Below are 12,384 nucleotides of genomic sequence, written 5' to 3'. Positions count from 1 at the left end.
GCCGCCCTACGCTTCGAGGAGCCCTCATGAGCATCGAATACGGAAAAATTCGCACGCGGATCGACCCGGGCCGGCTTGTGGACAACTACCGCCTGTTGGCCAGCCCGAACATGCGCACCTTGGCGGTCATCAAGGCCGACGCCTACGGGCATGGCATCGTGGAAACGGCCAAGGCCCTGACCGAACGGGCCGGGGCGGACAGCTTTGCCGTGGGCACGGTGGAGGAGGGCGTACACCTGCGCCAAAGCGGCCAGTCCGGTCGTATCGTGTCCCTGCTGGGAGCGCTGGAAAGTTTCGAATACCCCGCCCTGTGGGAACACGACCTCATCGGCTTCGTGCACAGCTTCGACCAACTGGAGCGTTTGGCCGTTGAAGCCGCCGCACGGCCCGACCGTACTTTGCCCGTGGCCCTCAAGTTCGACACCGGCATGGGCCGCCTGGGCTTCACCCTGGAGGACGTGCCCGCCCTGTGCGACCGATTGGCGACACTTCCCGGCCTTGCGCCCGTGATGCTCTCGTCCCACCTGGCCACGGCCGACGAACCCTGGTCCGAGGAATACACCGTCTCCCAGGCCGCGTGTTTCGAAGCCATTCGCCGGGCCTTGGCCGATCGAGGCCACGATCTGGAATGCAACTTGGCCAATTCCGCCGCCATCCTGGCCCGGCCGGAGATCGGCTACCAGTCCCGCCGCCTGGGCATAGCGCTCTACGGGTGCAATCCCTTCGCGGGCACGGCCCTGGCGCATCTGGGTGAAGGCCTGGCTCCGGCCATGAGCGCGCGTACGCTCATCGTGAGCGTGCATCCGCTCAAGACTGGCCGGTCCATCAGCTACGGCCGCACCTTCATCGCGCCAAAGGACATGACCGTGGCCATTGTGGCGGCCGGATACGCCGACGCCTACAGCCGGGGACTTTCCGGCAAGGGAGCCATGTGGCTCAAAGGGGTTCGGGTCCCGATCCTGGGCCGGGTGTGCATGCAGCTCACGGCCGTGGACGTGACCGGCGTGGAGGGGGTCAAGGCGGGCGACGCGATCCATCTGCTCGGGGGCGAAGGCCCGGGCCGCATCACGCCCGAGGATCTGGCCGCCTGGTGGGGGACGATCACGTACGAAGTGTTTTGTCTGCTGGGCATGAACCGGCGGGAGTACGTCTGACGCCGGGGGGGACCCTGGCTCTGGGGCGGATCCCTCCTTTCGGCCCCTCGTTCGAAAGGGACCGGCGCGAGCGCAGAGGGAAATAAGGACGAGATCGCCGCAGGCGATCAGGGGGCCTGAACGCGTTTCAATTGCGTTCGCAGCTCCTGTTGCAGGGTCTTTTGGGCGACGGGTTTTTCCAGATAACCTGACATTCCCAACGCGAGAAATTTTTCCCGTTCCCCGATCATGGCGTGGGCGGTCAAGGCAACGATGGGGATGTCCCTGTTCGCCTCGCCCGCTTCACCGCGACGAATGGCCGCAGTCGCCTCGATTCCGTCCAGGACCGGCATTTGGACATCCATGAGAACGATATCGTATTCTCCCGTGCGCAAGGCCTCCAAGGCCTTGACGCCGTCGGAAACCACGGTCGCCCGGCAGCCCGCTTTCTCCAGCAGATTGCTGGCCACTATCCTGTTCACCCTGTCGTCCTCGGCCACCAGGACGCGAACGTTGGAAAGGGACGGCTCGGAATGGGGTTCGACCCTGTCCGCGGCCTGCTTCCCGGCCCACCTGCGACGGTAGGTGATGTGGAAGAAGGCGGATGTTCCCTTGCCCACTTCGCTTTCCAGCCAGAACTCTCCGCCCATGAGCCTGGTCAGCCGCTTGCAGATGGAAAGACCGAGCCCGGCTCCTTGAAACTTGCGTCGGTAGCCGGTGCTCACTTGCGTAAACGGTGAGCAGAGCATGGACAGCTTGTCCTCGGGGATGCCGATTCCGCTGTCCGAAACCGTGAAGAGCGCTCTCCCCATGCCGTCGCGGGCGGGAAGGGACGTCACCTCCACGGCGATGCCACCCGACGTGGTGAACTTGAGCGCGTTGCCGACCAGATTGGTGAGGACCTGCTGGACGCGGGCCTCGTCTCCAATGACCTCGGTCTCGATGGCCGGGTCGATCGTAAAGCCCAGGTCCAGGTTGGCCTCTTGGGCCGATTGCCGAAATATCTTGACCACTTGGTCGACACTATCGTGAAGATTGAAGGGCGCGTCGCGCATGGGCATTTTTCCCGCCTCCACGCGCGACAGGTCCAGGATGTCCGAAAGCAGCCTGGTCAAACGCCTGGAGGACTGGATGGCCAAGGCGGTAAATTCTTTTTGGTGCTCATCCAGCGGGGTTTCCTCTAGAAGCTGCAGCATGCCGAGGATGCCGTTCATGGGCGTGCGAATCTCGTGGCTCATGCTGGCGAGAAACTCGGATTTGAAATTGCTGGCTGTTTCCGCATGCTCCTTTGCCCACTGGAGTTCCTTGCCGAGTATTTCCTTGGCTTCAAGCTCCTGCTGCAGCGTGGAAGTCTTTTGGTCGATGATGGACCGCAGCTCCTCGTCCCGGAGAAGGAATCGGTTGGCCAGGGGTTGAAGCAAATAGTAGACTCCAGCCAGCGAAAGCATGGAAGCCAGAATGATGAGGCCGATGACGATGCTGAGGATTCGCCGGGCTGGACCGTAGAGTTCCTGAGAATTTGTGGCCATTGCGATCAGGAGACGTGCGTTGGGAATCCGCTTCGCAAACAGCGCCAAGCAACTGCCGGAAGGATTTTTCCACTTCATGGGGGAAGAGTGGGATTCCTGACCCAGGCTGGCATCCAGCACCGCGTTGCACAAGTTGGAGGAAGACGCGTAGAGCAGATGGTTTTTTCCATCGGGGGAGACCTCGAAGGCGCAGAGGGCGCTATCGCCCGAGTGGCCAAGGCCGTTCGGGGATTCCACGATATCGAGAATTCCGTCGAGAGAGAACATGACCAGATCCATACCCACCACGCTGCCCGTGTTGTCCAACATCTTCTCGCCGATGTTGATGACAGGTCGTCCGTTGACCATGTGTGGAGCGCTGATCCAGGCTTTTTTGTCCGCCGGAAAACCACTCGGCATAAACTCCGGAGCTATCGGTTGCCCCAGTTGCACAACGGGTTCGCATTTGGAATCGAGCCGGACAAGCCCGACGATCTCTGGCACCTTGTCCAGGGCGTCGCGCAACTTGGGTTCCGTATAGTCTCGCAATTCCTTCAGGCTGATTTTACCCGCGTTGTAGAGCGCCAGGCGGTCCCGGATCATGGTCCGGCTGTTGATTTGCTGGGTGATGAGCTGGAATCGGTTGAGATAACGGTCGGCGGCCATCACCCTGGAATCGAGCTCGCTCTGGAACCAGCCGTTTTGCCGTTTATGCAGCTCGCTGTTCAGGGGGAATATGGCGATGACCGCGACAAGACAGTTGGACAGCAGAACAGAGAAAATGGTGTAGAGGAATATTTTTCTCTTCAGTTGGGGAATGGAATTTTTGTGCATCAGCAAGAAAAAATGTAAAACTATTCTTTGAACGAAACGTGTGAAGGCAGAACGCCTTTCAGAACCCGTCGAAAAATCTTCACCGGCCGCGTATGCCTGGTAAACGCCTCTGACTCGAACGCCCCTGAGAGCCCAACCCAACAGTCGACTCTTGCAGACTGTTCATAAAAATTCCGGCGAGGCGCGAGAAAAAGTCAACCCCGAAGCGTAGTTGGCATCCGTTGAGGGTTGAGTTTTTCGCAGCGACGCAGCCAGCAAGGATTTTTCATCATCGACATCTTCGACGGGTTCTTAAGGTCGCGGCATCAGTTGCGCGCTTGCCGGCTTTTTCTTTCCCTTTCCCGGCGCAGCCACCCGTACCAGCCTTCCAGCCCTTCCTTGGTCCGGCACGAGAGCGAAAAGACCTCGATACCGGGCTTGCCCACGCCGAGGATGAAGTTCCTGGCGCGATCCAGGTCGAAATCCACATAGGACAACAGGTCGGACTTGTTGATGAGCGCCGCGCTGGAGAGATTGAACATCACCGGATATTTCTCGGGCTTGTCGTCCCCTTCGGTCACGGAGAGCAGGGTGATTTTGTGGTCCTCGCCCAGGTCGAACGAGGCCGGACAGACCAGATTGCCCACGTTTTCGATGAAGAGAATGTCCAGCCCGTCCAGATCGAGATGCTTGAGGGCTTCCATGATTTGGGAACTGCTCAGGTGACATCCGCCCTCCGTATTGATCTGGACGGCCTGGGCGCCGGTGGCGGCCACCCGCCGGGCGTCGTTGTCGGTTTGCAGGTCGCCTTCCACCACGGCCATGCGAAATTCACCGGCCAGGTCGGTAAGGGTGTGTTCAAGCAGGCTGGTCTTGCCCGCTCCGGGAGAGCTCATGAGGTTGAGCGCCAGGATGTTGCGCTCCCCAAACAGGGCGCGAAGCTGGCCGGCCAGGCTTTCGTTGGCTTCCAGGACGTTGCGCACGACGGAAATTTTCATGCACGGCTCCTATTGGGCTTCGATGTATTCGATGTAGAGTTCCTGTCCGGACAGAACCGTGTGCCCGAACTCCTCCCCGCAGGCCGGGCAGGGGGCGAACAGGCGATCGAGCTCGGGTTCGAACTCCTGTCCGCAGCGGCCGCAGGCCAGGCGCGAGGGCACGGCTTCGGTTTCGAAACGGGCGTTTTCCAAGGCAGTCCCCGCCACCAGGGCCAGGAAGCAGACCTCCAGCGCCTCGGAAACAGTGGCGGTCATGCGCCCGTAGCGCACCTTCACGGCGATGAGCCGGGTCAGGGAATTCTTTTCCATCTCCTCGTTGACGATATCCAGGATGGACTGGGCGATGGACATTTCGTGCACGCGGTCCCCTTTGGCGGCAGGCCGAGACGAACAGGCGGGTTTCTGTGTCGGCGATTGTCTTTGGCGCAGCATAGTATAAAAGTGCGCCGGCGAAAACCATTTCCGCACGCCCGAAGAAACGCCGGGTCCAAGAGAGCGTGGAGGAAACGACTCGAATAGGGCGGATGCGACACGCCTTTCTTGACAGACGCGTAGGTTTTGTCTAAAGAGATTACCCCCATGCCGGGATGGCGGAATTGGTAGACGCAGCGGACTCAAAATCCGCCGGTCGCAAGGCCTTGGGGGTTCGAGTCCCCCTCCCGGTACCATAAAGAAAACAGGGGCTTACGAGAAATACCGTAAGCCCTTTTTTCTTTGGTTTTGCCGGGAGGATGGGGGCTGTCCCCACATTGTCCCCATTTTCGGATAGGGCATGATGGGGATGATCTGGGAATTTTTTTGTCCCCACTTGGTGAGGCGCGTAAGCCCGCCACTTCGAGGTTGCTTTGCCCCCCGTTAAACAAATTTTGCGTTGGCGAGCTTTCTGGGATAGGAGAAGATTGCTTGCCTATTTACGAGAGGGGCCACATGTTTATTATCTTTTCCGTTGAAGGCTTATTGCGTAAATGAAGGTGGACGGTTCGCACGGGACAACGTGTGCTAATGCTGAGAGTATTCAACGCTCCGGATTTATCCTAACAGAAAACTTTGGTTTCTGGGGGCATGGGGTATATTTTTTCTTCCGTGAGAAAAATGGAATAGTCAACTCCTGTAATTGGTACCGTGCATCATTTTATCGGGGTGACTACGGGTCTGATGTGAGCGGGTGTGCAGTTTTGCATGCTACGATTTGTTGTAAAGAAAATGAACATATCGACCTTAATCATAGCAATTTTACCGAAGCATTTCGTAAGTTGGATGAGGATTTAAGGGGTCGAGCTATAGACGACAAAACTAAAAATTTTATGAGAAATCGTTTAGTAGAGAAAGTTGCTGAGCGGGAGGGCATTAAGCCGCTTGTGTTGTTTGCTACAATTCCCGTGCCCAAACGTTTCTTTCGGCCAGAACGGTCAGCGCCTTGCATTGTTGTTATGTCCTCTGGCTGTATTTCTCCTCCACCGTATGAAATGGAGAGGATATCAGATGTGTAGAAAGGATGTCATAAACGAGGTTCTTGCAGAGATATTGGCAATGTCTGATGAAGAGATGGTCTCTTTAGCACAAAGTTCAACCTCTTCAGGGTTGTTTGATGGCCTAGATAAGGTCAGTAATTTACTGTATGACTCGACAAATGAGCCTGTGTGTAGCACACATGTGATGAATGACTTTGTATTTGTTTATAGCTCGCAAGGAGTGATAACGTTTCAAGAAATTGACAGTGGGATATCTGTAGACACTGTTGTTTCGGAACAGGGTGTCCCTTGGCAAACGGTTGCCACAGGCGATTCTGAAGAATGGAGTCTTGCCGCATGATTTCTTCATTTAAGTTTGAATCATATACAATTGATAAGTTTTCATTTGATGTTATGCCAACAATTGGTAGGGATGTGCTGACGCAAAAAGATTTTAGGGCAGACAACTGGGAGTTTATGTTGGGCTTTAGACCTCCTCAGTATTTGCAGTCGCGCAAGACATATCTTGGTGGCGTTGAGTTGAAAATGCGCGTTCTAAATAAAAAGAGCGACAATCCAGAAGAGGAGCTTGTTAAACTGCATGCGGGAATCGTTGGGGCGTTTAAGGTTGACAAGGAAGGATTGACAGAAGAGCAAGAACAATCTTTAGTAAAAAACCAAATTCCTGCCATATTGATGCCTTTTCTTAGGGCTGCTGTAATGAGTTTTTTGGCAAGCTCTGGGTTTGGATCGGTTGTGTTGCCCTTGATAAATGTTCATGAGATTGCTAAACATAAGCTAACTAATGTCGATGTCGAACTTCTTGATTGAACTTGCTTCTATGGAGCCAATAGCCCCTCTCTGGCTTGTTGGCTGATTCACTGATCAGTCAAGATTAGGTAGATTTGCAAAACCTGCTATTTATTTCGGTCCGCACAACACCTCAATCTCCCCCGCCGTCTCCCTGATCTGCCCGGCCAGTTCTCGAACCCTGGCCGTGTCGCCCTGCGCCGCCGCCTTCACGATCTCCACAAATTCCTCCGCCAGCGTGTCGAAAATGATTGTCATGTCCATGTGGTCGTCTCCTTTTGGGAGTACGTACCACAAACGCGGCAGTGTGCAAGAACAAAAGCTCAATTATTCTAACTAGAAATGCGCTTACAGGCGGGCTATTTCGATAAGAATTTTGCCGGAACCCTCGCGGGCGCTTTCGGCCTCCGGCGGGACCGAAACCAGCTTTTAGGGATGTGCAAGAGTCATCCGCGCCAGGCTCCAAGCCTCAAGCTGGTTCAGGGGGCGCTTCTCGCCATAGCCATCCACCGGATCGTTCATGGATGCTACAGCAAATATCTGTTCTTGCTGGTCGGCGGGTCTTCGCCAGAAAACAGGGCTTCACGTTGCCGTCGCGCCTCCGGCGTCAGGCCGGCGTCGATCTGACAAGAGCGTCTGCAAATCGCCTCGCCTTCCCTGGCCAGGCGCAATATCTTCTTGTTCGCGTCCTCCGGCCACACGCCATGAAGCTGGCGATACTTCATGATCCGCGCAAATTCTCGTACCTGTGACTTGCTGGCCATGTCGCTCCCTCCCTACAATTCCGACAACTTCTTGATCCGCCCATCCGTCACCATGCCCGACAGGGACAGCTTGCCGGACTTGAACAGGTCGAACCGGGTCTTGCCCAGGACCGAGCGCACGAAGGCCGGGTCTTCCCCAAGCTGGCGCTTCATCCAGGCGGAATAGGTCTCGCCTGTGTGCTCCACGTCCGCGACGGTGAACTTCGTGCTGGTGCTCCCGTCCTTGTGGTGGACGGTGCGGGCGTCGTGCTTCACCGCCGGCCTTTCCGCGTCGGCAAGCTCGTCTATGGGTATGCCCATGTCCCGCCAGGACACGAGTTCCTGAATGTAGACGCACCGGCAACGCCAATGCGCGGGCAGAGGCGGGCGGGGCTCATTCAAGGGATAGACTGTGCCGTCAGCGCTTCCACAGGCGAGGCAGGTCCGGCCGTCCAGCACGGCAACGCGCTTCCAGCCCTTCACCGCACCGGCGAAATGCTCCTGTGTGATCTTCTCGCGGGAATAATTGCTGGCGCTCATGAGGTAGGTACGGGCCAGCCCTTCCAGGCCGGGCACGCTCCCTTCGATCCCCTCTTCGCGGATCATGCGTGCCGTGGCCGCCACCCCCTTGCCCTCGATCAAGGCCCGCCTGCCGGCGCTGACGATGCGCTCCGCCGCGTTCTTTTCCAGCTTGCCCAGGAAGTCGTTGATGGTCAGGCCCTCCACGGTCGAGGACTCGAACCAAGCCGTCACGATGTCCTTGGAGAGCTTCGGCCCCACGGCCAGGGCCGCGCCCGTGCCGGCAAGCTCGGTCATGACCGTGACCGTCTGGGTCGCGCTGGCCTGGATCACGTCCTCCCCAGCGTCATGAAGCTGGTCTCCACAGGTGGCGTAGACCTGGGCAAGGATGCGCTCCACCTCGGCTTTCTGGGCTTCGAGCAAGGCGGTCTTCCTGGCCAGGGGCAAGGCCTCGAAGTCGCGCCCGCCGGCCATGTCATCGGCCAGGGCCGCCAGCTTGCCCACGATATCCGCCCGGACGGCGCGAAGCTCCCGCACCATGTCTTCGGCCAGGCCCGTAGCCCGCTGGTCCACCTTGTGGGTGAACTTCAGGGTTTCGTCGAGGAGGTCGGACATGGGAGCCCTACCGCCGCAAGGTGATGGAGCCCAGGCCGCCAGCCCGAAAGCCGTAGGCCGCCACCAGGGCGAAGATGCTGTCCGGGATGGCCTTCACCGCGTGCGCGCCCTCGAAATATTCCATGGTGAGCACGTCCACCACCTGGCGCTTGAGGCCCGGCATGTCCGACTGTGCCGTGGTGTCCTTGCCCAGGAGCACAAGCGCAAGCTCGCACTGCGCCACCTGGACAGACTTGGGCACGCTGGCCGGATCAACACCGCGAACGCCCACACGCGGCCACTCCATGGCCTGGGACGGGTCCGCCTTGGCTCCCTGCCAAACGACGTGGCGGTCTAGGAGCACGGCCGCCATGATGAGGGCCTTGGCCTTGTCGTCCTCGCTCGCGCCGGTCCAGGCGGTCGCGTAGAGTCGGGACTCGAAATAGGCGTCCGCCTGGTCTTCGGTGACGTAGCTGTTTGTTCCGCTGAGTACGTCGGGCATGGTTTCTTCCTGGGTTGAAATTTTGCCGGGACGGGGAAACCCCGCGTTGTCGAACCCCGGCGGGTTCGGGCCTGGCCTTTTCGGAAGAAAGAGGATGACTTCCGCGTCTTGCGCCCCCCAACACCCTGAAAAATGGGGCGCTACCAAGGCCAGTGCCAATAGGCGCTATGAGGCGAAGCTAAATTTTAGGGCTCAAGCCGGGCCGTGAAGTTGACGCCCGTGGCCACAGTGCCGGAAACGGTCGTGTAGACGCGCAGGTACGGGAACACGACGCCACCCTTCTCATTGCGGAAAGGCAGGCGGTATCGGCCCACGGTGGAGTCCTGGTTGCCCCCGATGACCTCGGCTGCCCCCAGGTTCAATACGGCCAGTTCCTCGATGACCGGGGAGCCGGTGGCGAAGTCGCTGGTGTCGCTGCCCTGAAGGCCGATGCTGTACAGTTCGTCGTTCGAGGCGATTTCCAGGGCGGTCACGTCGATGACCAGCGAGGCTTCCACAAGCCCCCCGCCCACGTCGGCAACCTTGGCGACGCCGCCCACGGTGCCCGCTCCGCTCGCGGCCACCAGGCCGGCGTCCTTGAGAGAAAAAGTGCTGTCGATCATGATCTTGCCTCCTAGGCGTTCTTGACGCCGCGCAGGCGAGCGGCGGCCTTCGGGTGAAACACGGCCATGCCGCAAATCCATTCGATCAGGGTGCGGTACGCGGTCCCGCCCGAGTAGAGCCCCATGTCGAGCACGTCCAAGCCGCCGCACTGAAGCCCGGACACGAATTCCTTCGCGCCGAACTTCACGGCGTAGATCGAGGCGGTCACGCTCTTGTCGCCGTTGTCGAGGTCCGGCTCGCTGAAGCCCAGGATTTCCGCACCGGTCTCGTCTCCCTCCACAGGGACCAGAGGGACGCCGGCATAGGCGGTCAACTGCCGTCCGAAAGCGTCCGAAACCGCTTCCGTGGCCTGCCCGGCGGCCCGCACCAAGTCCGAAACCTTCCGGCGCAGGCGCTTGTTGAGGAAGATGGCGTCCGCGCCGCCGGTCACGGCGTCCAGCATTTCGTCCAGCTTGGCCAGGGTCAGCGCGTCCCCGCCGTCGCTGGAACCCATGTCTATGACCTGGGTGCCGGTCAGGCGCTTGCCCAACCCGTCGAACTCCTTCGGGTCGGTCAGGCTGTCGCCGTTGAAAAAGGTCCGGGTGAACTTGAGCGAGGCCGCCTTCGCCTTCATGGAGTCATGCACGGCGCGAAGGTCATTGACGTTGCCCTGAGTCTTCACCAGGGCGCGGTCGTAGTCGCTGACGCCGCCCAGGATGGAAAGAACCTCGGTCACGGGGTTCACCACGCCTGTGGATTCGGTGTAGCCCTCGCCCACGGCGCGAAAGGCGATGCCCGGCAAGGTCTCTTCACGGTTGTAGGTGTATGCGTTCGAGGACACGGGCAGGAACGGCAGGCGCTCCAACACGCCCGAGTTCTTGGCGATGGTTTCGATCACGCCCGCCTGAAGCGGAGTTTCCGCCAGCTTGGCGGCTTCGATGAGGGTCAAGGCCATGATGCGTATCTCCTTGGGCTACTTGCCGTAGCCGTGCGCCATCTTCTGCGTGGCGCTCATGTTGGTGAAATCAGTGGGCGGCTTCCCGCCGGGACGCTTGCTGTCCGGGCCGTTGGGCTCGGACTTCGCGTTGAACAGGCCCTTCTTGCCGGCCGCACGAAGCCAGCCGATCTTCTGAGCCGGGGGCAAGTCCGGGATGATGTCCCGCATGTCCTCCGGCACGTCCGAGACAAGCTCTTCGACCAGCCCGGTCAGCACGTCTTCCGCCTGCTTCTTGGCCTCGTTCACACGCTGGAACCGCTCATAGGGCACGGTCTTGATGCCGGTGTTGTCGGGTCCGTTCCCGTCCGTTCCCTGGCCGCTCTTCGGATCATTCTGATCCACTTTGTCTTTGTTCGTGTCGTCAGACATTGAAAATTCCTCCGATGTTTTACGCCGTCGCTGGCGAGTTTTTTGCTAGAGGGTGTTCCCGGTGAGCGCCTGCCGCTCCTGCTGCACGGTGAGCAGGTAGGCCAAGGCGTCTTCCCTGGTGGCCAGGTCCGGGTTGCGCTCCATGGCCGCGTCCACAGGGCTCATGAGCCCCAGGCTTATGAGAATTTCCCAGGTGGCCGCCTGGTCCTTCTCGCTGGTCGCCGGCTTGGGGTCAGCAAAATCGACGGCAAGGGTCGCGGCGTCGGAAAGGCGGCGCGTCGGGTTGTGGTGGTTCCAGACGGCCTTGATGATCTCGAACAGACGACGCTCATAGACCCGGAACAGGGCGATATCGTCCCGCCTGGCCTCTTCAAGCTCCGTGTTGCCCACGATCTTGGAAATTCCGCTTTCGTCCGTGGGGTCCACGCTCATGGACGCGCCCGGCAGGCCGTTCGAGACAGCCAGCCACTTCATGATGCGGTCTATCGTCCCGGTCACTTCCTCGATCGGCGCTTCAGGAGAGGCAAAGCCCACCTCCCCGCCCTCGGGCAACTCGATCAGCGAGCCCGGCCCGGCCTGCAACTGCCCGCCGCCACCACCAGCACCGCGAACATAGCCCAGGCCGAAACCCTGAGCGTCCATGGTCTGAAGCAGGCCCACAAGAGCCTGGTTGATAGCCTCCTGACCGACAATGAGGTCATCCCCGCCGGCCAGCCAGAAGGAATCCACAGGAGCCCGGTCCCACAGAGGCAGAAAGGGCAACACGCCGTAGGGGTTCGCCCCGCCGTCCGTCTGGTGCCCCTGGTAGTCCAAGCGCTGCCAGGACTCGGGCGTCCACACGGAAAAGGTCATCTCCTCCGTCTTGCCGCTCTCGGGATAGTGCGTCACGCACACGGCGGTGGTGTCCTCCGGGGAGTCGCCCGTGGTCACGTCCAAAATATCAGGGGTCAGGATGTCCAATTGCAGTCGATTGTTGCGCCAGACCGGGCGGACCATGACGGTCTTCAAGAGCTTCACCAGGCGGGATGCCTGCTTCATCTTGACGGACATGGAGCACTGGCCGGCAACCTCGGCAAAAAGGGCCTTGTCGGCGTCGGTCCCGTCCACGCTGCGCTTGGGCTCCTCCATGTAGACCATGGCCCGAAGGTTGATGACCTTCTTGACCACGTTGATGAAGAGCGGAACCAGCTTTTCAGGCTGCGCGAACCGATCCGCAAGCATGACCTTCAAATGCTCAAGCTGCCCGTCATGGTAGAAGTCCAGACGCTTGGCCGCGTCCATCTTCCGCTGCTGCATCGCCTGGTGGACGTGACCGCTGTAGATGGCCTGAGAAATGGCCGATGTTATATCGTTGAACAGCATCAT

14 protein-coding genes, 1 tRNA gene and 1 pseudogene are annotated in these 12,384 nt (G+C 59.5%); 5 read left to right on the top strand and 11 right to left on the bottom strand.

The window, feature by feature from the left end; all coding sequences use genetic code 11:
- Positions 1-26: 26 nt before the first annotated feature.
- Entirely contained in the window at positions 27-1,154 is a 1,128-nt protein-coding gene (gene alr / locus ACYQ01_RS01575; RefSeq protein WP_459932080.1) for an alanine racemase, read from the top strand.
- Between the two features lie 107 nt (positions 1,155-1,261).
- Here the strand turns inward: alr and ACYQ01_RS01570 are convergent, their stop codons facing one another.
- The 3 genes from ACYQ01_RS01570 to ACYQ01_RS01560 form a co-directional block, all read right to left on the bottom strand.
- Positions 1,262-3,475 (bottom strand): ATP-binding protein, encoded by a 2,214-nt coding sequence (locus ACYQ01_RS01570; protein WP_459932079.1) that lies wholly within the window; start codon positions 3,473-3,475, stop codon positions 1,262-1,264.
- 305 nt (positions 3,476-3,780) lie between these two features.
- Positions 3,781-4,452 carry a hydrogenase nickel incorporation protein HypB gene (hypB, locus tag ACYQ01_RS01565; protein ID WP_459932078.1) on the bottom strand — a complete coding sequence of 224 codons (672 nt, stop codon included), beginning with the start codon at positions 4,450-4,452 and terminating at the stop codon, positions 3,781-3,783.
- Between the two features lie 9 nt (positions 4,453-4,461).
- Entirely contained in the window at positions 4,462-4,803 is a 342-nt protein-coding gene (locus ACYQ01_RS01560; protein ID WP_459933873.1) for a hydrogenase maturation nickel metallochaperone HypA/HybF, read from the bottom strand.
- Between the two features lie 230 nt (positions 4,804-5,033).
- On the opposite strand from ACYQ01_RS01560, the gene ACYQ01_RS01555 reads away from it, so the two are divergent.
- The 4 genes from ACYQ01_RS01555 to ACYQ01_RS01540 all read left to right on the top strand — a co-directional run bounded on the left by ACYQ01_RS01555 (position 5,034) and on the right by ACYQ01_RS01540 (position 6,734).
- Positions 5,034-5,120 (top strand) — tRNA-Leu (locus tag ACYQ01_RS01555).
- A gap of 297 nt (positions 5,121-5,417) precedes the next feature.
- A complete protein-coding gene (locus tag ACYQ01_RS01550) occupies positions 5,418-5,942 on the top strand; it encodes a hypothetical protein (protein ID WP_459932077.1) in 525 nt (174 codons plus the stop codon).
- Positions 5,935-6,264: a hypothetical protein gene (locus tag ACYQ01_RS01545; protein WP_459932076.1), complete on the top strand. Its 330-nt coding sequence runs from the start codon at positions 5,935-5,937 to the stop codon at positions 6,262-6,264. The genes ACYQ01_RS01550 and ACYQ01_RS01545 overlap by 8 nt, the downstream gene beginning before the upstream one ends.
- The gene (locus ACYQ01_RS01540; RefSeq protein ID WP_459932075.1) at positions 6,261-6,734 is read left to right on the top strand and encodes a protein-export chaperone SecB; all 474 of its coding nucleotides are present in this window, start codon (positions 6,261-6,263) and stop codon (positions 6,732-6,734) included. Before ACYQ01_RS01545 ends, ACYQ01_RS01540 begins: the two co-directional genes overlap by 4 nt.
- A 90-nt stretch (positions 6,735-6,824) precedes the next feature.
- On the opposite strand, the gene ACYQ01_RS01535 is transcribed toward ACYQ01_RS01540, so the two are convergent.
- The 8 genes and pseudogenes from ACYQ01_RS01535 to ACYQ01_RS01500 form a co-directional block, all read right to left on the bottom strand.
- Entirely contained in the window at positions 6,825-6,977 is a 153-nt protein-coding gene (locus tag ACYQ01_RS01535; RefSeq protein ID WP_459932074.1) for a hypothetical protein, read from the bottom strand.
- Between the two features lie 263 nt (positions 6,978-7,240).
- Positions 7,241-7,477 (bottom strand): hypothetical protein, encoded by a 237-nt coding sequence (locus ACYQ01_RS01530; RefSeq protein ID WP_459932073.1) that lies wholly within the window; start codon positions 7,475-7,477, stop codon positions 7,241-7,243.
- Positions 7,478-7,864: 387 nt separating this feature from the next.
- Positions 7,865-8,062 (bottom strand): annotated as a pseudogene (locus tag ACYQ01_RS01525) (hypothetical protein); the annotation flags it as partial.
- Positions 8,063-8,597: 535 nt separating this feature from the next.
- Positions 8,598-9,071 carry a DnaT-like ssDNA-binding protein gene (locus tag ACYQ01_RS01520; protein ID WP_459932072.1) on the bottom strand — a complete coding sequence of 158 codons (474 nt, stop codon included), beginning with the start codon at positions 9,069-9,071 and terminating at the stop codon, positions 8,598-8,600.
- A 185-nt stretch (positions 9,072-9,256) separates the two neighbouring features.
- Positions 9,257-9,673, bottom strand: coding sequence for a hypothetical protein (locus ACYQ01_RS01515; protein ID WP_459932071.1), 417 nt, complete (start codon positions 9,671-9,673; stop codon positions 9,257-9,259).
- Between the two features lie 11 nt (positions 9,674-9,684).
- Positions 9,685-10,608, bottom strand: coding sequence for a major capsid protein (locus tag ACYQ01_RS01510; RefSeq protein ID WP_459932070.1), 924 nt, complete (start codon positions 10,606-10,608; stop codon positions 9,685-9,687).
- Between the two features lie 18 nt (positions 10,609-10,626).
- Entirely contained in the window at positions 10,627-11,019 is a 393-nt protein-coding gene (locus ACYQ01_RS01505; protein ID WP_459932069.1) for a hypothetical protein, read from the bottom strand.
- 45 nt (positions 11,020-11,064) lie between these two features.
- Entirely contained in the window at positions 11,065-12,384 is a 1,320-nt protein-coding gene (locus tag ACYQ01_RS01500; protein WP_459932068.1) for a phage portal protein, read from the bottom strand.

The sequence above is a fragment of the Fundidesulfovibrio butyratiphilus genome (genome assembly GCF_054657235.1).
The sequence above is the reverse complement of the archived record's forward strand: the minus strand, read 5'-3'. Positions and strand labels throughout refer to the sequence as shown.

Bases quoted from the DNA above. Each gene is read 5' to 3' on its own strand.
- alr (WP_459932080.1), top strand. From the start codon at position 27: ATGAGCATCGAATACGGAAAAATTCGCACGCGGATCGACCCGGGCCGG.
- ACYQ01_RS01570 (WP_459932079.1), bottom strand. From the start codon at position 3,475: ATGCACAAAAATTCCATTCCCCAACTGAAGAGAAAAATATTCCTCTAC.
- hypB (WP_459932078.1), bottom strand. From the start codon at position 4,452: ATGAAAATTTCCGTCGTGCGCAACGTCCTGGAAGCCAACGAAAGCCTG.
- ACYQ01_RS01560 (WP_459933873.1), bottom strand. From the start codon at position 4,803: ATGTCCATCGCCCAGTCCATCCTGGATATCGTCAACGAGGAGATGGAA.
- ACYQ01_RS01550 (WP_459932077.1), top strand. From the start codon at position 5,418: ATGAAGGTGGACGGTTCGCACGGGACAACGTGTGCTAATGCTGAGAGT.
- ACYQ01_RS01545 (WP_459932076.1), top strand. From the start codon at position 5,935: ATGTGTAGAAAGGATGTCATAAACGAGGTTCTTGCAGAGATATTGGCA.
- ACYQ01_RS01540 (WP_459932075.1), top strand. From the start codon at position 6,261: ATGATTTCTTCATTTAAGTTTGAATCATATACAATTGATAAGTTTTCA.
- ACYQ01_RS01535 (WP_459932074.1), bottom strand. From the start codon at position 6,977: ATGGACATGACAATCATTTTCGACACGCTGGCGGAGGAATTTGTGGAG.
- ACYQ01_RS01530 (WP_459932073.1), bottom strand. From the start codon at position 7,477: ATGGCCAGCAAGTCACAGGTACGAGAATTTGCGCGGATCATGAAGTAT.
- ACYQ01_RS01520 (WP_459932072.1), bottom strand. From the start codon at position 9,071: ATGCCCGACGTACTCAGCGGAACAAACAGCTACGTCACCGAAGACCAG.
- ACYQ01_RS01515 (WP_459932071.1), bottom strand. From the start codon at position 9,673: ATGATCGACAGCACTTTTTCTCTCAAGGACGCCGGCCTGGTGGCCGCG.
- ACYQ01_RS01510 (WP_459932070.1), bottom strand. From the start codon at position 10,608: ATGGCCTTGACCCTCATCGAAGCCGCCAAGCTGGCGGAAACTCCGCTT.
- ACYQ01_RS01505 (WP_459932069.1), bottom strand. From the start codon at position 11,019: ATGTCTGACGACACGAACAAAGACAAAGTGGATCAGAATGATCCGAAG.
- ACYQ01_RS01500 (WP_459932068.1), bottom strand. From the start codon at position 12,384: ATGATGCTGTTCAACGATATAACATCGGCCATTTCTCAGGCCATCTAC.